The organism is Spiroplasma endosymbiont of Clivina fossor, from assembly GCF_964031115.1.
GTDB lineage: Bacteria > Bacillota_I > Bacilli_A > Mycoplasmatales > Nriv7 > Nriv7.
This window is the reverse complement of the sequence record NZ_OZ035006.1, coordinates 1443436-1465548: the sequence shown is the minus strand read 5'-3', so window position 1 is coordinate 1465548 and position 22113 is coordinate 1443436. Positions and strand designations below refer to the sequence as shown.

25 protein-coding genes, 1 other RNA gene and 2 pseudogenes are annotated in these 22113 nt (G+C 26.8%); 25 read left to right on the top strand and 3 right to left on the bottom strand.

Annotated features, from left to right (window positions below; all coding sequences use genetic code 4):
• Positions 1-71 precede the first annotated feature (71 nt).
• Positions 72-467, top strand: coding sequence for a hypothetical protein (locus AAHM82_RS08805; protein ID WP_342263685.1), 396 nt, complete (start codon positions 72-74; stop codon positions 465-467).
• A gap of 120 nt (positions 468-587) precedes the next feature.
• On the opposite strand, the pseudogene AAHM82_RS08800 reads toward AAHM82_RS08805, so the two are convergent.
• A pseudogene (locus AAHM82_RS08800) lies at positions 588-1799 on the bottom strand (IS256 family transposase).
• A 436-nt stretch (positions 1800-2235) separates the two neighbouring features.
• On the opposite strand from AAHM82_RS08800, the gene thyA reads away from it, so the two are divergent.
• The 7 genes from thyA to AAHM82_RS08765 are packed head-to-tail and all read left to right on the top strand — an operon-like array spanning position 2236 to position 7723.
• On the top strand, positions 2236-3105 hold the full coding sequence (gene thyA / locus AAHM82_RS08795; RefSeq protein ID WP_342263684.1) for a thymidylate synthase: 870 nt from the start codon (positions 2236-2238) through the stop codon (positions 3103-3105).
• Between the two features lie 2 nt (positions 3106-3107).
• Complete coding sequence (locus AAHM82_RS08790) at positions 3108-3593, top strand: dihydrofolate reductase (protein ID WP_342263683.1); 486 nt, start codon at positions 3108-3110, stop codon at positions 3591-3593.
• On the top strand, positions 3586-4335 hold the full coding sequence (locus AAHM82_RS08785) for a lysophospholipid acyltransferase family protein (RefSeq protein WP_342263682.1): 750 nt from the start codon (positions 3586-3588) through the stop codon (positions 4333-4335). Before AAHM82_RS08790 ends, AAHM82_RS08785 begins: the two co-directional genes overlap by 8 nt.
• Positions 4335-5639 (top strand): thymidine phosphorylase, encoded by a 1305-nt coding sequence (locus tag AAHM82_RS08780; protein WP_342263681.1) that lies wholly within the window; start codon positions 4335-4337, stop codon positions 5637-5639. The genes AAHM82_RS08785 and AAHM82_RS08780 overlap by 1 nt, the downstream gene beginning before the upstream one ends.
• Positions 5640-5668: 29 nt before the next feature.
• Positions 5669-6436 (top strand): segregation/condensation protein A, encoded by a 768-nt coding sequence (locus AAHM82_RS08775; protein WP_342263680.1) that lies wholly within the window; start codon positions 5669-5671, stop codon positions 6434-6436.
• 10 nt (positions 6437-6446) lie between these two features.
• On the top strand, positions 6447-6974 hold the full coding sequence (gene scpB, locus AAHM82_RS08770) for an SMC-Scp complex subunit ScpB (RefSeq protein ID WP_342263679.1): 528 nt from the start codon (positions 6447-6449) through the stop codon (positions 6972-6974).
• Positions 6975-6985: 11 nt separating this feature from the next.
• Positions 6986-7723: a pseudouridine synthase gene (locus AAHM82_RS08765; RefSeq protein WP_342263678.1), complete on the top strand. Its 738-nt coding sequence runs from the start codon at positions 6986-6988 to the stop codon at positions 7721-7723.
• A gap of 10 nt (positions 7724-7733) precedes the next feature.
• Here AAHM82_RS08765 and AAHM82_RS08760 read toward each other — a convergent pair whose 3' ends face one another.
• Positions 7734-8285 (bottom strand): inorganic diphosphatase, encoded by a 552-nt coding sequence (locus AAHM82_RS08760; protein ID WP_342263677.1) that lies wholly within the window; start codon positions 8283-8285, stop codon positions 7734-7736.
• An 89-nt stretch (positions 8286-8374) separates the two neighbouring features.
• Between AAHM82_RS08760 and AAHM82_RS08755 the strand changes: the two genes are divergently transcribed.
• From AAHM82_RS08755 to AAHM82_RS08670, 17 genes and pseudogenes are all read left to right on the top strand, one after another.
• Positions 8375-9028: a hypothetical protein gene (locus AAHM82_RS08755; RefSeq protein ID WP_342263676.1), complete on the top strand. Its 654-nt coding sequence runs from the start codon at positions 8375-8377 to the stop codon at positions 9026-9028.
• A gap of 27 nt (positions 9029-9055) precedes the next feature.
• Positions 9056-9769 carry a hypothetical protein gene (locus AAHM82_RS08750; protein ID WP_342263675.1) on the top strand — a complete coding sequence of 238 codons (714 nt, stop codon included), beginning with the start codon at positions 9056-9058 and terminating at the stop codon, positions 9767-9769.
• Positions 9770-9813: 44 nt separating this feature from the next.
• The gene (gene cmk, locus AAHM82_RS08745; protein WP_342263674.1) at positions 9814-10503 is read left to right on the top strand and encodes a (d)CMP kinase; all 690 of its coding nucleotides are present in this window, start codon (positions 9814-9816) and stop codon (positions 10501-10503) included.
• Between the two features lie 15 nt (positions 10504-10518).
• Positions 10519-11838: a ribosome biogenesis GTPase Der gene (der, locus tag AAHM82_RS08740; protein WP_342263673.1), complete on the top strand. Its 1320-nt coding sequence runs from the start codon at positions 10519-10521 to the stop codon at positions 11836-11838.
• 21 nt (positions 11839-11859) lie between these two features.
• The gene (locus AAHM82_RS08735) at positions 11860-12855 is read left to right on the top strand and encodes an NAD(P)H-dependent glycerol-3-phosphate dehydrogenase (protein ID WP_342263672.1); all 996 of its coding nucleotides are present in this window, start codon (positions 11860-11862) and stop codon (positions 12853-12855) included.
• A gap of 5 nt (positions 12856-12860) precedes the next feature.
• Positions 12861-13427, top strand: coding sequence for a hypothetical protein (locus AAHM82_RS08730; protein ID WP_425288972.1), 567 nt, complete (start codon positions 12861-12863; stop codon positions 13425-13427).
• 4 nt (positions 13428-13431) lie between these two features.
• A complete protein-coding gene (locus AAHM82_RS08725) occupies positions 13432-13764 on the top strand; it encodes a DivIVA domain-containing protein (RefSeq protein ID WP_342263670.1) in 333 nt (110 codons plus the stop codon).
• Between the two features lie 22 nt (positions 13765-13786).
• Positions 13787-14183: RNase P RNA component class B (rnpB, locus tag AAHM82_RS08720), an RNA gene on the top strand.
• A gap of 59 nt (positions 14184-14242) precedes the next feature.
• Complete coding sequence (gene pgsA / locus AAHM82_RS08715; RefSeq protein WP_342263669.1) at positions 14243-14860, top strand: CDP-diacylglycerol--glycerol-3-phosphate 3-phosphatidyltransferase; 618 nt, start codon at positions 14243-14245, stop codon at positions 14858-14860.
• Positions 14861-14883: 23 nt separating this feature from the next.
• Positions 14884-15339 (top strand): CinA family protein, encoded by a 456-nt coding sequence (locus tag AAHM82_RS08710; RefSeq protein ID WP_342263668.1) that lies wholly within the window; start codon positions 14884-14886, stop codon positions 15337-15339.
• Between the two features lie 157 nt (positions 15340-15496).
• Positions 15497-16110 (top strand): annotated as a pseudogene (locus tag AAHM82_RS08705) (recombinase RecA); the annotation flags it as partial.
• 283 nt (positions 16111-16393) lie between these two features.
• Complete coding sequence (locus tag AAHM82_RS08695) at positions 16394-16732, top strand: hypothetical protein (RefSeq protein ID WP_342264865.1); 339 nt, start codon at positions 16394-16396, stop codon at positions 16730-16732.
• A gap of 176 nt (positions 16733-16908) precedes the next feature.
• A complete protein-coding gene (rny, locus tag AAHM82_RS08690) occupies positions 16909-18480 on the top strand; it encodes a ribonuclease Y (RefSeq protein ID WP_342263666.1) in 1572 nt (523 codons plus the stop codon).
• Positions 18481-18694: 214 nt separating this feature from the next.
• A complete protein-coding gene (locus AAHM82_RS08685; protein ID WP_342263665.1) occupies positions 18695-19213 on the top strand; it encodes a hypothetical protein in 519 nt (172 codons plus the stop codon).
• 72 nt (positions 19214-19285) lie between these two features.
• Entirely contained in the window at positions 19286-19600 is a 315-nt protein-coding gene (locus AAHM82_RS08680; RefSeq protein WP_342263664.1) for a hypothetical protein, read from the top strand.
• A gap of 43 nt (positions 19601-19643) precedes the next feature.
• On the top strand, positions 19644-20528 hold the full coding sequence (locus AAHM82_RS08675) for a hypothetical protein (protein WP_342263663.1): 885 nt from the start codon (positions 19644-19646) through the stop codon (positions 20526-20528).
• A gap of 320 nt (positions 20529-20848) precedes the next feature.
• Entirely contained in the window at positions 20849-21808 is a 960-nt protein-coding gene (locus AAHM82_RS08670; protein WP_342263662.1) for an IS1/IS1595 family N-terminal zinc-binding domain-containing protein, read from the top strand.
• A gap of 72 nt (positions 21809-21880) precedes the next feature.
• Here AAHM82_RS08670 and AAHM82_RS08665 read toward each other — a convergent pair whose 3' ends face one another.
• A complete protein-coding gene (locus AAHM82_RS08665) occupies positions 21881-22030 on the bottom strand; it encodes a hypothetical protein (RefSeq protein ID WP_342263661.1) in 150 nt (49 codons plus the stop codon).
• Between the last annotated feature and the right edge of the window lie 83 nt (positions 22031-22113).

Sequence of the window (22113 nt, the reverse complement as noted above, 5' to 3'; positions counted from 1 at the left end):
TGATGATTTTTTTTATTTTATCAAGAGTTTTCGACAAAATTAAAAAAATATTTTAAAAAGAAGTGATAAAAATGTTTATGAAAATATTTACCGTGTTAATTATTAGTTTCAATAACATTTTTACTATTCCCCAAAACATTAACAATAATGAAATAACAACACAATCACTAATTAGAAATAAAAGAGAAAGTAATAAAGTTTATAATTTTGAAATCAGAAATCTAGAAAAAGTAGAGTTTTGAATTTCAAATACAAAAATTGTACGAGTTCAAATATATAAAAAAGATAATAGCAGTTTAAATGAAAAATTACCAGAATTAAAAAATTTAAACAACTTTACTTTCCTATTTACACAAAAATTTCAAAATAATCAGAATAAACAAGAAGAAATTAGACAATTAATAACTACACACGGAACAAAAATAGAAAATGAAGATGATAAATGAGTAATTAACAAAAAAAAATAACAATTAAAGCACAAGGCACAGAGTTAAATGTTTGAACCAATAATAATCTTACAAAAGATTACTTTTTAGAAAATATCAATGAATTTAAGGGACTGTACAATTAACTGTGTCTCTAAGTAATTAACTTAAATTCACTCTGTCCTCAAATTTTATCATTAAATGTGAAATTGCACTACCCCAATTTTGAATTGGCATCGTTCATTTCTTAACCATATTTTGAAATGCTAAATAAAATATTTTAAAAACTGATGCGTCATTAGGAAAAATCTTTTTATTCTTAATGACTTTTCTTAGTTGACTATTAACAGATTCAATCGCATTAGTTGTGTAAATAATCCTTCTAAATTCTTGAGGATATTCAAGAAAAATTATTAATTATTTCAGTTATTTTTTCATGATTTAGTAATTTGTGGATACTTTTTATTTCATTTTTCTGAAAAATGATCTAAAGCAACTAGCGCTATTTCTTCATTAATTGCTGTATAAATTGATTTTAAATCATTAGCTACAAGTTTGCGATCTTTGTAAGGGACAAATTTTAAACTATTACGAATTTGATGAACGATGCATAATTGGTGCTGTGTTTTTGGGAACACAGCTTCTATTGCATCAGACATTCCAGTTAAATTATCGCTACAAGCAACAAGAATATCTTGTAAGCCACGATTTTTCATTTCCGTAAGAGAGATATTATTAAGTCAAAATTTGGCTCCCTCATTCTCGCTAATTCACATTCCTAAAATATCTTTTAAACCATCTAAATTAATTCCTAAGGCAAGATAAACTGCTTTATGTATTATTCGTTTATCTTGCTTTACTTTAACAACAATACAATCAAAATAAACAATCGGATAAATCTTCTCTAAAGGTTTAGTTTGTCACATTTTAACTTCTTCAATAACATCATCAGTTATTTGACTAATTAAACTTTCTGAAATTTCTGCTCCGTGATAGAATTCTTGCAATTGTGCTTTGATATCAGAAATTGTCATTCCTCTTGCATATAAAGAAATTACTTTTTGATCAAAGTTATCAAATCTTCTTTGTCTTTTCGGAATAATTACTGGTTCAAAAGTACTATTTCGATCTCTTGGTACATCAATTGCGATTGAACCATTTTTAGTAATAATGGTTTTTTGTGTGTTGCCATTTCTTTTATTATGATTCTCATCAGTTTCAAGATGATCTTTAATTTCCGTATTTAACATTCGTTCAGTTAATTTTTTTGATAAATTCCTGAAAAATAGTATTGCCTTTAAATAAATCTTGTGGATTATCAATATTTTCTAAAAAATAATCAACAACTTTATCAATTGCATCAGGTTTTTTTATTTTTTTGTCATTTTCTGTTCTCCTTCGTTTAAGTATAATTCAGAATGAATTATTGAGACACAGAATTTTGGACAGGACCTAAATTTTTTTTTTTTATTTCAATATTCAAATTAAGTATATATTTCTTATGTATGATTTTTGTTGTAAAAAATTATTTTAATGTTGTTTTTATAAGCATTTTACTTAGTTTTTATAACCTTTTTATTAAGATTATGTTTGTTAATATTTAAATATTTTGTTTTATTACTTATTTTTCAAATAAAACGATAATTAAATTGTAGTTACTTTTCTTTCAAAATTAATCAAATATTTTTCCACCTAACAAAACTTTACGGGTCCTTACCTTAGCTTTTTACTTTTTATTAAGCGTAATAGTTTGTTATTAGATTTTATGTTAAAATTAAAAACAGAATAGAAATTATCGTGAGGTGAAACAATGGAGCAGTATTTAAGTTTATGTCGTCAGATATTAGAAAAAGGTCAAAATAAGTCTAATCGTACCCTTATTGATACAATTAGTTTTTTTGGTTATCAAATGCGGTTTGATTTAGAAAAAGGGTTTCCACTATTAACAACAAAAAAAGTTTATTTAAAAGCTGTTATTTATGAATTATTATGATTTATTAAAGGTGATACTAATATTAGAACATTAGTTCAAAATAATGTTAATATTTGAAATGAGTGACCATATAAAAAATATCAAAATTCACCTGATTTTAAAGGTGAGCAATTACAAGATTTTATTTCTAAAATTAAAAATGATGAGCAATTTGCTAAAAAATATGGTGACTTAGGTCCAGTTTATGGTAAACAATGGCGAAATTTTAATGGTATTGATCAATTAAAAAATTTAGAAAAGCAATTAAAAAATAATCCGCATTCACGAAGACATATTTTATCTAGTTGAAATCCTGAGGAAATTGAAAAAATGGCATTACCGCCTTGTCATACATTATTTCAATTTTATGTTAGTGCTGACAATAAATTATCTTGTCAGTTATATCAAAGAAGTGCTGATGTTTTTTTAGGTGTTCCTTTTAATATTGCTAGTTATGCTTTATTAACTTATATGCTAGCATCTGTTTGTGGATATGAAGTGGGTGATTTTGTGCATACGATTGGTGATGCGCATATTTATACTAATCATTTAGAACAAATAAATGAACAATTAACAAGAACTCCAAAAAAATTAGGCAAATTAATAATTAATCGTTCAGTAACTTCAATTTTTGATTTTAAATATGAAGATTTTTCATTATTAGATTATGAATCGCATCCGGCGATAAAAGGACAAGTGGCAGTTTAATTATGGTAATTTTGGTATGAGCAATGGATAAGAATGGTGTTATTGGTAAAGATAATAAATTGCCGTGATATTTAAGTCAAGAATTACAATATTTTAAAGAAATTACCATCGGAAAAACAATTTTAATGGGAAGAAAAACTTTTGCTAGTTTAAAAGTTAAACCTTTATCACAAAGAAAAACTATTGTTGTTAGTTGAAATCCTAATTATGAATTTAATCATCCTGATGTAACTGTGAGTAATGATTTAGAAGGGATTTTAAAACAATATGAGCATAGTGATGATGACTTATATGTTTGTGGGGGGGCTTTGATTTATCAAATCGCAATTCCCTATGCTAGCAAATTATTTGTTTCCCTTATTAATGATTCATATGAAGGCGATACTTATTTTCCAAAAATTGATTTCCATCAATTGAAAGAAATTAGTAAGAAACAATATGATAAATTTGTTGGATTAATTTATGAAAGGAAAATTACTAATGAATAAATGAAGAGTAATAATTACATTGCCATATTTGCTACAAACTTTAAGAAAAGCAAAAAAAATGACAAAGAAAGTGCTTCGTGATCCTAATGCAGTATCAGAAGAATATCGTTATAAATGATTGCAAAAGCGAGCATGATATTTTGCATGGTTATATAATGTTAAAGTTTATCCCCTAGGATTAGAAAATTGAGTTAATAATAAGGGATGTGTGATGATCGCCAATCATCAATCAAATTTTGATGCTTTATTATTACTTTTAATTAATGATTTTAGTAAATTTGCTCCCTTGGCATTCATTGCTAAGCAAGAATTACAAGAACATAAAATATTTAAACGCTTTGTGCAATTAATTGATGTGTTATTTTTAGATCGTAATAATCCAAGGCAAGCATTAGAAGTTTTTAGTGATGCGAAAATATTAATTCGCGTCCCACGAACAATGGTTATTTTTCCAGAAGGAACGAGAAGTAATAGTTCAACAGTACAAGAATTTAAGCCAGCAGCATTTAGAATCGCGTATCAAGCATATGTTCCAATTATTCCAGTTGCTATTATTAATTCATATGAAGTTTTTAATAAAAAATCTCAAGGAAAGAAAAAAATTTATCTTGTGATTCAAAAACCATTAGACCCTGCTAATTTTATTAATATTACTACTGATAATTTAGCAAGAAATATGCAAAGTAATATTCAAAAAGTCATTAATAATTTTAATTTAAAAAATAAGGATGAAAAAAAATAATGTGAATGTTAGATTTAATTAATAAGAAAAAACAAAATCAACAATTAACAACAAAAGAAATTGATTTTATTATTAGTGGTTTTACTAAGGGTGATATTCCTGAGTATCAAATGAGTGCTTTTTTAATGACTGTTTGATTTAATGGTTTAAATAACCAAGAAACATTTGATTTAACAAAATCATTAATTAATTCTGGTGATTCGTTAGATTTATCATCAATTAGTGGTTTTAAAGCTGATAAACATTCTACAGGTGGTGTTGGTGATAAAATAAGTTTACTTTATGCTCCTTTGTTAGCAAGTTTTGGCGTTAAGGTAGCAAAAATTTCTGGAAGAGGATTAGAACAAACTGGCGGAACGATTGATAAGTTAGAAGCGATTCCTAATTTTAATGTTAATTTGCAATGAAATGATTTTTTAAAAGTAATTAATGAGTGTGGAATGAGTATTATTAGTCAAACGCAAGATATTACTCCGACTGATAAGAAAGTTTATGCTTTAAGAGATACTACGGGAACTGTTGATTCTATTCCTTTAATAGCAGCCAGTATTATGGCTAAGAAAATTGCTATGGGTAGTGATGGTCTTGTTTTAGATGTTAAGTGTGGCAATGGTGCTTTTATGAGTAATATTAATGATGCTAAAAAATTAGCAAGACTAATGTTACAAATTGCTCAAGAATTAAAGGTTAAAACTGCTGTTATTATTAGTGATATGAATCAACCATTAGGAAGAATGATTGGTAACATTTGTGAAGTTTATGAAGCATATGAATTTTTACAAGGTAAAAATCAAGATTCAGCATTATTAGAACTTGTAATTTCTCTAAGTGCAATTAGTTTATTACAAGCAGAAATTTGTAGTAATTTTGATGAAGCAAAACAAAAATGTATTGAGCAACTAAAATCATTAGCGCCATTGAATATTTTTAAACAATTTATTAAACAGCAATCTGGTGATATTGATTTTGTTACTAATTTTGTTTGAAAAGATGCTGTTAAATTTGTTATTGAAATTAAGGCATCAGTTTCAGGATTTGTTAATTTTCATAACTGTTATGGTTTAGGTAATTTAGCAATGCATTTAGGAGCAGGAAGAGAAACAAATTCTTCATCAATTGATTATATGGCCGGAATTTTTATTAATAAAAAAACCCAAGAAAAGGTTAATGCTAATGAAACGGTATTAACTTTATATACTAATATTAATAATGTCAGTGAGTTTACAGCAATGGCAAAAGAATTATTTACAATTGAACAATCTTTACCGCTAATTAATAATATTATTTATGAAATAATGCAATAAGATAATTAAGATAAGGTGGATAAGTAAATATGAGTAAATATCTGATTAACATTGATAATTTTCAAGGACCATTAGATTTACTTTTACATTTAATTAAAGAAAAAAATCTTGATATCTTCACTGTTGATGTTAGTATGATTACAACGCAATATTTAGATTATTTAAATAAAATGGAAACATTAAATTTAGATATTGCTAGTGAATATTTAACAATGGCAGCATATCTTTTGGAATTAAAATCACGCCGATTATTACAACAGACTAATTTAGAAGAAGATAATAGTGATTATGAAGCCGATAATCGTCAAGAATTAATTCAAAAATTATTAGAATATCAAACTATTAAAGAAACAACTGGTTTTTTTAAAGAACAAGAAATTGTTCGTCAGCAAGTTTTTACGCGACCAGCAATTGTTTCTAATTCTCAACAATATGCATCGTTAGCGAAGGAAACTAATTGAGATTTTAACTTAGAGCAGTTAAGTTTGCAATTACAAGAAGTGTATAAAAGGTATCAATTAAATATGCCAATCACAACGCGAGTGGCTAAACAACAAATATCACCACAAAAGCGGGCATCAGAAATTTTTAATTTTTTAAAACAAAATCCCCAAAAAAGTTATAATTTTTATGATATTTTTGTTGAAAGTGATATTATTACAAATAATTTGCTTGTTGTTAGTTTTAGTGCCATTTTGGATTTAGTTCGTAGTCAGCAAATATACATTGAACAAGCAGATATGTTTGCTCCCATCACATTAAAATATCGAGGTGAATTTAGTGAAGAAAGTGAATAATTATGCTTTAATGGAAGGACTAATTTTTATTGCTGGTGAAGAAGGCATTAGTAATCAAAAAATTGCTAAAAAGTTAAATCTTAGTCTTAATCTTGTTAATGAAATGTTAATAACTATCCAACAGCAGTTAGCAGCGGATGAATCGCGAGGTATAGCATTAATGAATAATAATAATGTTTTTAAGTTTATGACAAAACAAGAACATTTTAATATTTATGAATCATTAGTTATTGAACAAACTAGTAAATTGTCAACGGCTGCATTAGAAACGCTAGCAATTATTGCTTATAAAGGTCCAATAGTAAAAAGTGAAATTGAAAGTATTCGTGGTGTTAGCAGTGATTTTATGGTTGCTAAATTAAAAGCCCGAGAATTAATTGTTGAATTGGGAAGAAGTGATGCTCCGGGGCGACCAATATTATATGGTGTGAGTCAATATTTTTTAGATTATTTTAATTTATCTTCGTTAGATAAATTACCACCATTACCAGAATCTTTTTTTGATAAAGATGAAGATACTAATTTGTTTATTAATTAAGGATAATGATAATGAAAAAAGAACGATTACAAAAAATAATTGCCATGCGTGGTTATTATTGTTCGCGACGAAAAGCAGAACAATTAATTTTAGCTGGCAAAGTTGCAGTTAATGAACAAATTATTACGGAATTAGGATTTAAAGTTGAAGTAAATGCTAAAATTATTGTTAATGGTCAATTATTACCAGAAGAACAAGAAAATATTTATTTAGCTTTTAATAAACCAATTGGCTGTATTACTTCTTTGGATGACCCCCTCGGAAGAAAAACTGTCTTTGATTATTTACAAGATATTACTGTGCGGATTTATCCGATTGGCAGATTAGATTATTATACTAGTGGATTATTGTTATTAACTAATGATGGTAATTTTGCTAATTTAATTATGCACCCAACTCACGGCATTAATAAAGTTTATGAAGTAACGGTTAAGGGTAAAATTACTTCCACAATGATTAATAATTTATTAAATGGTGTTTTAATTGATGATGATTTTTTAGCTAAAGCAGTACAAGTTAAATTATTAAAGGTAAATAGTAATCAACAATCTTATATGTTAGCAATAACAATTCAAGATGGTCACAATCAACAAATTCGGAAAATGATTAAAGCAATAAATGGTAAAGTTTTAACATTAAAACGGGTTGCTGTGGGAATATTAACCCTTAGTGGTATTAGTGAAGGTCATTATCGGTTATTAACAAATGATGAAGTTAAGCAATTAGAAATAATGGCGAAAAAAAAATAATCCGTAAGGATTATTTTTGTATTTCTTTAAATTTTTCTAGTAATTTTTCTTTTCCTTCATTAATTAGAAGTTCGTTATATTTAGTGTATAGTTCACGACAATGAGCTAACTCTTTTAAAGCTCATTGTTCATCTTTTCATTCTTTAACAATAACTGCTTTTTTTTGTAACTGTTTATATTGGATAAAGAAATTTTTAATTTTTGCTAAAGTATGTTCAGGAACATCTTTTAAAGATTTAAGATGATTAAAATGAGGGTCATCAGCTAAAACACCAAATAGTTTAGTATCAATTTCACCACCATCAATCATTTCTAAGGCTCCAAGAATTCTAACATTGGCTTGACATCCAGCAATTGTTGGATATGTGGCTAAAGCCATAACATCAAGTGGATCACCATCTCAGTCTAAAGTATTTTCAATACAACCATATTCGGCAGGATAAACATTAGCACCATATAAAACACGATCTAAAATAATTCTTTTAGTTTCAAAATTATATTCATATTTGTTACTACTACCAGTAGTAATTTCAATAATTACAGGAACGATATTATTTTCCATTAATAAATTTTCTCCTTTTCTTTATTTGTAAAAATATTATACAATAAATATGTTGAAATAACGGTAATTAATTAAGGAGTAATAAATTAATGAGAAAGACAACAAGATTGTTATGAGTAACATTTAAAAATGATAGTCAATTAACAATTAAAAAGCTAGTTTTAATTGCTAATTTTTTAGCTATTTGTTTATTAGTGGGTTATATTAGTAAATTTATTCCGCCTTTATTTTTGCCTTACTTAAAATTAGAATTTATTGATGTTTTTATTATTATTGCTTTTCCGTTTTTAGGAATTATTTATACTTATTTTTTAGTATTTTTAATTCCTTGAATGTTAATGCTAATTACTAGTGTTAGTGGTCCAATTGCTTATTTAGCGTTAATGTTAGCAACAGGAGGATTCTATTCAATATTTTTAGTTGTCCAAATACCATTATTTTTTATTATTCAATTTTGTGGATGAACAAAAAATAGTTCTGGTAAATTTTTAACAATTATTGTTTGAATTATTAGTATTTTTTTAGCAGCCATCATTAATTCATTTTGAATGACTTTTTTAAATTGAGCTTTTATTTTGGAATTATATGGGGTGGCATCTTTACGAAATCAATTATTTGTAGTTTTTTTACCATTTAATTTAATAAAATTTTGTTTGGAAGCTTTAGTTTATAGTTTAATCGTAACAGCAACTTGACCATTAATTGAAAAAAATGCTAACGCAAGTCATTATATTTTATTATAATTATATTAGAGAAATGAGGCGGTAGTAGTGAAAATTGAACAAACAAGGATGGAACGATTTTCGCTCTTACGAGAGCAAATTAATCGTGAGATTGAGTTAGATCAAGCATTATTGCAAGAAGAAGAGTTATTGCAAGATTATATTACGCGTTTTAGTCATATTGATAAGGAATATTTTCAAGAATTTCTTGATAATATTAATCAAGAATGGGAATTATTAAGTCCTCAATTACATCAAGACCATTCAAAAGATTTTATTAATTTTGAAGTTAGATATGAAATTAATCAGTATTTAACCGATATTCGTAGTAAGTATGATTGTGATTTAAATGATAATGTTAATTTACAACAGATTTTACAAGACTATAATTATCATCATAAATTTGGCCAGCATTTAAATGGTAGTAGTGAAAGTAAATATCAAGAAATAATTTTAGCATTAGAAAATTCTGCTAAAAATTTACAAACTAAAATTTCTTCAGAAACGGAATTAGCCCAGCAAGTAATTAAAATCTATCAAGAAGATTTAAAAAAGCATCCTGAGGCGTTAATGCCTAGTAAAAAACCGTTAGGAGAATTATTATCAAATTCAGCAGTAATTACTGATGAGCAATTTAATCAGTTAGTAACAAGGTTTAAAAAACAAAAAATTAGTTTTAAATGATTGGTATTGTTAATAATTGGTAGTATTATCTTGATTATCGCATTATTAATTGTTCTTTTACTTTTATTAATTCAATAATATCGTTATATTAGATGTATAATTTATTAGAGGTGGAATAAAAAATGAAACAGATAAATATTGCTATTGATGGACCAGCTGGAAGTGGTAAGTCAACAACTGCTAAATTAGTCGCTAAACGGTTACATTATATTTTTATTGATACTGGCTTAATGTATCGGGCTTTAACGCTTTATTGTTTAGTAAATAAAATTGATATTGATGATAATCGAGCAGTTATTAAGGTGTTGGCTAATATTAGATTTAGTTATGATGCTAATGGCAATATTTATGTGAATGGGGTTAAACAAAATTCTTATGATTTAAGTAGTAAAAAGGTTGTTGAGTATGTTAGTCCTATTAGTGCTATCAAAGCAGTAAGAACATTTATGGTTAAAAGTCAAAGAGCAATTGTTCAAGGCTTTGGTTATATTCTTGCAGGGAGAGATATTGGGACGGTTGTTTTACCTAATGCGCAATTAAAAGTATTTTTAACAGCAACAGTTAGTAAACGAGTACAAAGAAGAGTGGAACAAGCACGACAACAAGGAATAGTTTTAGAGTTGTCTAGTGTTCAAAATAATTTACAAGATCGTGATCGTCAAGATTCCGATCGTAAAGTTGGCCCCTTAAAAAAAGCTAATGATGCGATTGAAATTGATAATAGTAATTTATCATTAGATCAAATTGTTGATTTAATTGCAACAATGGCTTATGAAATTAAAAGGAAATCAATGCCTTTTGCAAATGCATAGTTAGGAAAAAATAAAATGAAAAATTCTGCAATTGTCGCTATTATTGGGCGACCTAATGTTGGTAAGTCAACATTATTTAATCGCTTGATTAAAAATCGTTTATCAATTGTTGATGATACACCAGGAGTTACGCGAGATCGGATTTATCAAAAGGCACAATGACTTAATCGTGAATTTTGATTAGTAGATACAGGTGGTCATGGTTTTGGTAATGATGAATTACAAGGACAAATTTTGTTACAAGCACAAATTGCGATTGAACAAGCGGATGTTATTATTTTTACTACTAACTATCAAGAACGCTTGCAAGATGAAGAAAAACAAATTGCTAAAATGCTTTATGGAATTAATAAACCAGTTATTTTGGTTGTTAATAAATATGATAATCAACAAGTTAATAATGAACTATATGAGTTTATTCAATTAGGATTTGGTGAACCAATTGCTGTTTCGTCAACGCATGGGATTGGGATTGGTGATTTGTTAGATAAAATTATTTTTAGTTTAAATCAATTAAATTTAGAAATAAAACCAGATCTTGAAAATGAAACTAAAATGGCTATTATTGGTCGACCGAATGTTGGTAAGTCTAGTTTAACAAACGCATTATTAAATGAATCGCGGGTTGTTGTTTCTAATCTTCCGGGCACGACAACTGATGCGGTTGATAGTTCATTTGTTAGAAATGGGCAAAAATTTGTTGTTATTGATACAGCGGGAATTAGAAAACGAGGAAAAGTTCAAACAAATTTAGAAAAATATAGTGTTTTGCGGGCTTTAAAAGCTGTAGAACGAAGTGATATTGTTTTATTAGTATTAGATGGTAATGAAGGTATTAAAGAACAAGATGCTAAAATTGGTGCCATTGCGAAAGAGGGTTATAAACCAGTAATTATTGTTGTTAACAAATATGATGAAATGGAAAAAACAAAAAAAACCTTAGATGATTTTCGTAAAGAAATTCAAGTTCATTTTAAATATCTTCATTATGCTTTTGTAATTTTTGTTTCGGCATTAAAAAATGTCCATCTCGGAAAGATTTTTCAAAATATTAATAAGATTCAAGAAAAACAAAATTTACGAATTCAAACTAGTGTTGTTAATGAAATTCTTAGTAAGGCTCAATTATTACATCAACCGCCTATTTTTCATGGTGAAAGATTAAAGATATATTATGCTACGCAAGTAAGTAAGCAACCGATTACTTTTGTTTTATTTGTTAATAACCCGAAGCATTTACATTTTTCATATGCAAGATTTTTGGAAAATCAGTTACGAGAATATTTTGACTTTCAAGGAATTCCTTTACGATTGATTTTTCGTCAAAGAAAATAAATATTTAAGGAAGGTAAAAGAATGCAAAAAATTATTATTTTAGGAACTGGTGCATTTGCTAGTGCTTTGGCACAAGTTTTAGCAGATAATAAAAATGAAGTATTAATGTATGGCATTGAAAAAAGTGAAGTTAATGATATTAACAATAATCATCAAAATAGTAAATATTTTCAAGGAATTCGTTTAAAAGAAAATATTGTGGCTACTAATGATTTAAAACAAGCTGTATGTGATGCTAAAATTATTGTTTTTGCGGTTCCTTCGCTGGTTTTACCTAGTGTTTGTCAGCAAATTAATGAGTTAGTAACTTATCCAGTGCATTTTATTAATATTGCTAAAGGTTTTGACCCTAATAGTGGTGAAAGGTTATCATTAACAATTCGTAAAAATTTAAATCCTGATATTATTGAAGATTTATCAGGATTATATGGACCTAGTATTGCGATTGAAATTATTCAAAGATTTCCTACACAAGTAACGGCGGTTAGTGAGAATTTATTATATGCAAAAAAAGTTCAACAATATTTTAATAGTGAAAATTTTTCGGTGACGATTACTAATGATTTTATTGGTGTTGAGTGTGCTAGTGCATTAAAAAATGTTGTTGCGATTATTTCGGGAATGTTAAAAGGGCAAAATGCTAGTGATAATACTGTCGCATCTTTTATTACTATTGGTTTAAATGAAGCAATTAAATTTAGTAATAAAATGGGGGGAAAATCAGAAACATTTTTAACGCCAGCCGGAATTGGGGATTTAATTTTAACAGCAATGTCACCGAAATCTCGTAATTATCAATTTGGTTATGAAGTTGGAAAAACTAATGATCCAGAAACTGTTATTAAGCAATTACAAAAAACTGTTGAAGGGTTAGGCACTTGTCGGTTAGTTAATGAGCAAATGCCAAAATTAAAGTTAAATCTCCCTTTATTTGCATTATTATATAAAATTCTTTATTTATATGAAAGCCCTCAAATTGTAATTAACAACTTTTTAAAACATTTTCCAATTGAATAAAGATAATGAACATAAATTCGTTAAATATTTTTCATAAGTGAAGACTTTTATTACAGTTTTATAAGGTTCTTTTAATTACTGAAGATGAATTAATTATTCTATTATTACTAATGCATTTATTATCGGAAGAATATCAATTTGTAACTCCGCGGGAATTAGAAAATTTTTCTAATTTTGATGTTAACAAAATTGATAAATTATTAGTGCAATTATTAGAAAAAGATTATTTGCAAATTAGTAATTTTAATGATAAGTTAACAATGTCATTAACACCTTTATTTAATAGGATTTTTCAGATGTTGCAAGATGATAATGGAATTATTGAAGATAAGTTTGTTGATATTAATAGTGTTTTAGTAACACCGTTATCTTTTGAACAAAAATTATTTATTGAACAACATTTGAGTGATGAAAATTTAATTAATAAGGTGCAATCATTAAAAAGTAATAATAAAAAAACTAATTTTATTAAATTACAACAATTGATTTTAAATTCTAGTAATAAAAAAGGTTTATCACAATTTAATTGATTAATTACTGATATGATTGATGCCGTAAAAAAGGAGGAATAATTTTATGAAAAATGATAATAGTTTTAAATTGACAAAAGAGGATATTTTAGAAAAAGAATTTCAAATTAATTTTAAAGGTTATGATGCCCAAGAAGTTGATCGATTTTTAGATATTGTTCAAAAAGATTATGATGCTTTTAATAAAATTATGGAAACTCATGTTGATGAAATTTTGCGTTTAAAAGAAAAACTTAAAGAAATAATTGAAGAACATGAAAAGTTAAAAAGTAATTATGAAATTGTTATGCAACAACGAGATAAGTTAGAAGAAAAAGGTTTACGAAATGTTGATATCATAAATCGGTTAAGTAAACTTGAAAGTAAAGTTAATAAGTAGTAAAATGAATATGAGATTAAAAATCCGTGCTAATCGCTGTTAGAAATTTATTTTTGAATAGAGGAAAGTCCACACTCACACTAGCTGTGATGCTAGTAATGTTTATGCTTGGAAAAAAAATAATCCAAGGATAAGAAACAGCATCTGCTGTTTCTTAGATGGCTAATTAATAACCTAAGTTAATTATTTAATATGGTTTAGTAGTTTATAAAAGTGCCATAGTGACGATGCTAATGAGAAATTATTAGAGTGGAACGCGGTAAACCCCATAAGTGAGAAACCCAAATTATGGTAGGGGAACTATTAATTGCGAATGATAAGTAATTAATGGATATTTGTTAACTTTAAAGGTTAATTAATATAGATAAATGATTAGCACTTAAAGCATTGATGTCTTTAAGAACAGAATGTGGCTTACGAGATTTTTAATCTCGTTTTTTATTTTTAGGTTATAATTATTTATATAGGAGGGTTGCTAATGAATTTACCAAATAAAATAACATTAGTACGAATTATTTTAGTACCAATAATTTTAATTTTAATGTTGTTAGGTGGACCATTTGATAACTATAATTTTGTTAGTGGTAGTATTAGTATTGATAGTAATGTTAAAATTAATATTCTTTGAATTATTGCAGGGTTCCTTTTTATTATTGCTTGTTTTAGTGATTGATTAGATGGTTATCTTGCTAGAAAAAATCAGCAAGTAACAAACTTTGGTAAGATTGCTGATCCGATTGCTGATAAGATGTTGACTAGTGGTGTTTTAATTATTATGACAATTCCGCAAATTATTCCGGTTTGAGTAACATTAATTTTGATTTCTCGCGATATTTTGCTTGATGGGATAAGAATGTTTTTAGCAACTAAGAAAGTTGTTATTGCTGCTAATTATTATGGTAAATTAAAAACGCTAATGCAAATGGGGGGGTTAACATTATTATTTTTTATTAATCATATCTGATTTGGATGAGATAGTGGTTGAGGTTCATGAAAGTATCACATTATTTTAATACCAATGTATTTATCGTTATTGCTTTCAATTTGGAGTGCAATTACTTATATTCTTGGAATTAAACAAAGCAATCAAAAATAAATATTAATTAGGAGGAAAAAAAGTTGCACGATCTAGTTAAATTATTAGAAAAGAAAAATTTAACCATTAGTAGTTGTGAAAGTATTACAGGAGGAGCTTTTAGTGAAGCATTAGTTAAGACAGAAGGGGCCAGCAAAGTATTTCGTGGTGGGTTAATAGCTTATAGTGCTCATTCTAAAGTTCATTTAGCAAGAGTTCAGTTAACAACTTTACAATCATTTGGTGCTGTTAGTGTTGAAACAGCTATTGAAATGGCCCAAAACGCAAAAAATTTATTTGATAGTGCTATGGCAATTAGTTTTACTGGCAATGCTGGTCCTGAAATTCATGAAAATAAGCCATTAGGTTTAGTATATATTGCATTGGCTTATAATAACAAATGTTTAGTTTATGAATATCAATTATCGGGAAATCGTAAACAAATTATTAATAAATGTGTTAAATTAACTAAAGAATTAATTAAAGAAAATTTAAAATAAACTAGGAAAAGTTTATTTTTTTTGTTAATTTATTTAGTGGAGGTAAAAAAATTTCAAATATAAAACAAATATTACCGAAATTATTAATCGCGAAGAACTTTTACAACAAGCATTACAAACAATTATTAAAGAATATGGTCGGGATGCGGTTGTAGATATGAATAATAAACTTCCATCCAAAGATAATGTTATTTAGTTCGGGAAGTTTATTATTGAATATGGCAATTGGGATTGGTGGGGGTATCCTCGGGGTAGAGTTATTGAAGTTTATGATGCTGAATCTTCAGGAAAAACCACTTTGGCATTACATGCCATTAGTGAAGTTCAAAAAAGTAATGGTAAAGGGTAAAGCAGCTTTTATTGATGTAGAACATGCGTTAGACCCAAATTATGCTCAAAAAATTGGTGTTATTTTAGAACAATTAATAATTGTTCAACCAGATTCAGGTGAGCAAGCGTTAGGAATATTAGAAGTTTTTGTTAAATCAAATGCTATTGATTTGATTGTAATTGATTCTGTGGCAGCATTAACCCCCCCAAGTTGAATTAGATGGTGAAATGTCTGATCAAACAATTGGTGCGCAAGCACGATTAATGTCAAAGGCGTTACGCAAGTTAAATTCATATATTGCTAAAACTAATTGTTTGGTTTTTTTTATTAATCAAATTAGAGAAAAAGTGGGAATTATTTTTGGTAATCCAGAAATAACCCCCGGAGGTAGAGCATTAAGATTTTATTCATCATTACGAGTTGAATTAAGAAGAAGTGAACAAGGACGCGTAAAGTTTTGTTAGGTGGAAAAATATTTGATTAATTTTGAAAGAAAAGTAACTACAATTTAATTATCGTTTTATTTGAAAAATAAGTAATAAAACAAAATATTTAATATTAACAAACATAATCTTAATAAAAAGGTTATAAAAACTAAGTAAAATGCTTATAAAAACAACATTAAAATAATTTTTTACAACAAAAATCATACATAAGAAATATATACTTAATTTGCATATTGAAATAATTTATAGTAAATGATTATTTTTTCTTTTTTAAAAAATACCTAAGAAAACTAAACGCGACCAGTGACAAATTCTGCTTAATAATCAATTGGTTGGTTATAAAACTAAAGTTAAAATTGTTAAAAATAAAGTTGCTCCTCCTTTTCAAATGACAGTTTTGGATATTTACTTTGATCGGGGAATATGTAAGTTAGAAGAATTGATTTCATTAGGTTTAAAGGCTAATATTTTGCAAAAAAATGGTTCTTGATATAATTATGGTGAGCAAAAACTTGGCTTAGGTCGTGATAAGGTTAGAGAATTTTTTATTGCTAATGTTGATTTACAAGAACAGTTGCATTGTAATGTTGCTGAGTGATTACAGACTGTTAAGTAATGTTTAATAGCAAGTCTTTTAATGAATGACTTGCTTTTTGTTTTTTAATCTTGATATTGGTATTTAATTAGTTATTAAAAAATGATATTATTAATAGGTAAACATTAAAGTAATGTTTTAAACTAATTATCTATTATTTTAAAAAAAAAAAAAAAAAATTAAATTTTATTAATAATTTGAAAAGAAAATTAACTATTCAGAAAGGAAAATTTATGAGTAAATTAGAATTCGGTCTTTTGGTTGGAATTTTTTTAGCATTGGCGATTGGCATTGGTGTTGGTTTGTTAATTAAATATTTTGTTCGTACTAGTAATGATAAAAAGAGTCAAATAAAATTGGAACAAGCAGAACGAGAAGCAAAAAATATTATTCAATCAGCAAAGGCAGATATCAAAGTAGAAATTGCGCAAATGAAAAAAGAAGTAGCAATGGATTTAGAACAAAGAAGAAGTCAAAGTAATAATTATGAAGCCTTATTAATGAAGCGCGAAAAAAATATTATTGAACGCGAAGAAGTGTTGGAATCTCAATATCGTGAAATTCTTCAAAAAAAAGATAATATTAAAAAAATTGAAGAAAACTATTATGATAAGTTAGAGAAAATTGTTTTGGAATTAGAAAAAGTTGCGGGACTTAGTCAACAAGAAGCAAAAGTAGTTTTGTTTAAGGAATTAGAGGAGAAGCTTGATTTAGAGTTAGGGCAATTAATTAAAAATCGTGAAAATGATGCTAAAATTAAAGCAAAAAATATTGCTGACAATATTATTGCTGTTGCCATTGAAAAGTATGCACATGATGTTGTTGCTGAAAAAACAACAGCATTTGTTAAGTTACCTAATGATGAAATGAAGGGACGAATTATTGGTAAAGAAGGTAGAAATATTAAGGCTTTTGAACAAGCGGCAGGTGTTGATATTATTATTGATGATACTCCAGAAGTTATTCAAGTGGCATCTTTTAATCCGATTAGACGAGAGATTGCAGTTCGAACTTTAAATTCATTAATGTGCGATGGGCGAATTCAACCAATAAGAATTGAAGAAGTTTTAAAGAAAACCCAAGATGAGTTGGAAACTTTAATTCAAGAAACTGGACAAAAGGTACTTAATGACTTAGGAATTACTAATATGAAGCTTGGATTAGTTTATTATCTTGGAAGATTACGATATCGTACTAGTTTTGGTCAAAATGCTTTACAGCATTGTATTGAAGTAGCAAAATTGGCAGGAACCATGGCTGCTGAATTAGGATTGGATGAAAAATTAGCAAGAAGAGCGGGTTTATTACATGATATTGGTAAAGCAATTGATTATGAAATGGATGGTTCGCATGTTAATTTGGGTGTTCAATTAGCAAAAAAATATGGTGAACACCCGCTAATTATTAATGCTATTCATGCGCACCATGGTGAGGTTAGTCCGCAAAGTATTTATGCGGTTTTAGTAATGGCAGCGGATACTTTATCGGCAGCTAGACCGGGAGCAAGAAATAATTCTTTAGAAGAGTTTATTCAAAGAATGCAACAAATTGAAGAAATTTGTCAATCAATCCCTGGGGTGCAAAAATCTTATGCTGTTCAAGCAGGAAGACAAATTAGAATTATTGTTGATCCTGGTAAGGTTAGTGATGTTAAGGTTTATAAAATTGCTCATGATGTGAAAATTAAAATTGAAAAAGAAATTACTATTCCTGGCGATATTCATATCACTGTTATTAGAGAATTGAGAGCTAATGAGGTTGCTCGTTAAAATTAAATAATAAAATAATTAGGAACAATCTGATGATATTGTTCCTTTTTGATATTAAGTGGTTAAATGCTTGTATTTTTATTTTAAAGTGATTAAAATAATAGCAAGTAAAAGTAATTATTAAATTATCTATAAAAGTATTATTATCAATATTAGCAACAGTATAATTTTAATTACTTTTTATTTGTTATATGAAGGGAATGTGTTGATTTAAATGAATAGAATTTTAAAGCAGTTACTAACTTTTACTTTTATTATTACACCAATAAGCACAATAATTGGTTGTAATACAAGTAGTTTTAATGATGACAATTTTAAAATAAAAAATGCGAAGCTTGCGGCAGCAACTAATGAATTAGCAAGTAAAGAACTTAACCCTTTGTTTTTAGAGCAAACTTTTGTTGGCGATAATATTGTTAATTTAATTACCAAAAAGTTATCAGATTGTATTGCGGGATTATTATTTGTATATATTAGTGATGTTATGATTGAATTAAAAGATAATAATATTATGGTTTCCAGTGATGTTGATGTCATTAATGTTAATGTTATTTTAAAAGGAAAAGCAATGGATAAAAATAAAACCGAAGTTAAAATTGAAAGGAAAATTACTATTCATGAAAAGCATCGTCGGATTTTAGATAACGAAGCTAGGAATATTTTAAATAAGTTTGAAACTGTTGAGAATGTCTTTCATTATCAATCAATTAATCAAATGACATATGTATTATAGCAACAGATACCTAATAATAAAGAAAATGATTTAAGGGTTAATATTGAAATTGATAATAATGATTGAGAGCAAGTGATGCAAACAGAACCAACGAATTTTTATGCGCTGAAAGTAAAAATATCAATATTACATCATACAGTTTTAATTAAAACAAAGAATATTGTTGTTAAGGTATGCGGTTTATTTGAACCGATTAAGAATTATTTGGATAATTTTAAAGATATTCTTGAAGAAAATTGTTATTTTAGTAAAGAAGAAGTGATTGAAGCTGTAAAAAATTCCGTTGTTGCTGCTGTAGTTCCTAATAATATTACGATAAAATATGAAGTGTTAAATTGAAAAGAACCCCTATGTATCTGAAAGTTTTGATGCGGTAATTATTGTTAAAGCAATAAAGGATGGTAAAGAAATTAATACTATTCAAGTTAATGTGAAAGTTAAGGAAAATAATACGATTAAATCTTATTTAAGTAAGTTTAAAAATATTGATGTGCCTAAATATTATCATAGTGAAGATGAAGTTATGCAAGCCATTAAAGAATTAGTTGATGTTTCACCGCCAAAAGGAATTACAATTGTTAGTAAAGTTTTGCATTGAGATTTAGTCGCTACTAGTGAATTATCAAATGTTGACTTAGAAGTTGTTGTTAAAGCAATGAATAATACTACTAAGGTTGGTGAAGTTAAGCTTAAAGTTAAGGCGACTACTTGTAGCGAAAAAATTAAAAATGAAGTAAGTAACTATTTAAATAAGTTTAATAGTATTGTTGAAGCTCGTGCTTATAAAAATGAGCAAGATATTGAACAAGTAGTTAGAAATTTAGTTCCGGAAATGCCACCAGTTGGTGTTAAGATAAAATATGAAGTTTTAGATTGAAAAAAAGTTTATATTAGTGATTATGATGTCCAAGTTAAAATTCAAGCAATTCATAATTGTGAGATTTTAGAAACAAAAACTATTACTGTTAAGGTTTTGGCTTCAACAGGTGAAGAAATAAAACATTATATTCATTCAGAACTTGGGCGGATATTTCCTGAAAATAAAACAACGATTAATGAACCTCTGGCAACTATGACTGAATTTACAAATTATTTACAAAATAAAACAAAAGATATTTATAAAGGTAATTATGAATTATTAATCGTTCCTAATGAAACTGATTGAAATGATAAAGTAATACCGGCTGATGGCAAAACCTGAGGGCAAGTTACGGTATTATTTCAATTAAGAGAAAAAAATTCTCGTGATATTATTTCTGATAGTGATAAAAAGATTAATTTTTTAGTTAAAACAAAATCTAGAAACAATTCATAATTTAAAGGGGAGAAAAGAGAGAATATAAATTCTCTCTTTCTGGACGCGTAAAGTTTTGTTAGGTGGAAAAATATTTGATTAATTTTGAAAGAAAAGTAACTACAATTTAATTATCGTTTTATTTGAAAAATAAGTAATAAAACAAAATATTTAATATTAACAAGCATAATCTTAATAAAAGGTTATAAAAACTAAGTAAAATGCTTATAAAAACAACATTAAAATAATTTTTTATTTTAATTTTGTCGAAAACTCTTGATATTTATTGAATATACTTAATTTTAGGTATATTTTTAATATGATAGAGGTGGATAATAATTATGGAAAAAATAATTCAAGAACTAGTAAATACTTTAACAGATGATCAATTTTTAGAATTTTATGAAAAAGTCAAACAACAAGCAGAATTAATAAAAAAACAAAAACGTTTAAATGAAATTGATCAAAAATTTAGAGCGCAAGGTATTAAATGCCCTAAATGTGAATCTTACCATTGCGTTAAAAATGGACATAATTCAGAAGGAAAACAAAAATATTTATGTAAAAATTGCCGTGCAAGTTTTGACGCTTTTCGTAATCATTTTATTTATTGAAGTCATTTAAATTATGAACAATGAAATTTATTGATTCAAATTTCATTGCTGGGGCAATCTAGTAAAACAATTTCTCGTTTTATTAAAACTACATTAAAAACTGCTTGATATAATCGTCAAAAATTAATGAAATCAAAACAATTAGAAAATACCCAATTAAAATTTAAAAAATTATCTGGTAAAATCCAAATCGATGAAACATTTATTAAAGAAATCCATAAAGGAAATTTCAAATATAAAACTGATCCACGAAGAATTCACCTTGACCCATTCGCAACTAATATTAAATGCTGTATTCAAATGGCAATTGATAATAATAACAATATTTATGTTAAATCCACAAACACCAAACGTTTACAAAAACAATGAGTTATTGAAAATATGAACAAAGAATTAATTAACGAAAATTCAATTATTACTTCTGATATGCAAAAATTATATTTTTTAGTAGCAAAACAAACAAATTCTACTTTATGTGTAACTAAAACAACAATTAATCCTGAAGCTAGTTATCGTAACTTAAATAAAATCAGTAAATTACAATCTAGTCTTAAAGAAGCCTTAATTCATTATCATGGTTTAGGTTTTACTAATATTCAAAATTATTTAAATCTCTGAAAATGAAAATACCAACATAAGGGTTTAACTCCAAACCAACAAACAGCGGTATTATATTTTAATGTATAAAAAAGTTAAAGTAAAAATAGTAATTTTACATAAAAGCCTTTTAAAATTATCAAGTTGATGATTTTTTTTATTTTATCAAGAGTTTTCGACAAAATTAAAAATAATTACTTGTTTTTCCTTTTTTTCAATTTTCTTTGCTCTATTATTTAATTGCTGATATATTTTCATAAAAGTTTTATCATCAATATTATTTATTTCTTTTAAAATATCTTTTTCTTGCATAAAAAATCACCTTTAAATTAAAAATAACCCATTTACAGAAAAAAATAAAGAGGTTATCAATATTTATCTTTAAAATTAAAAAA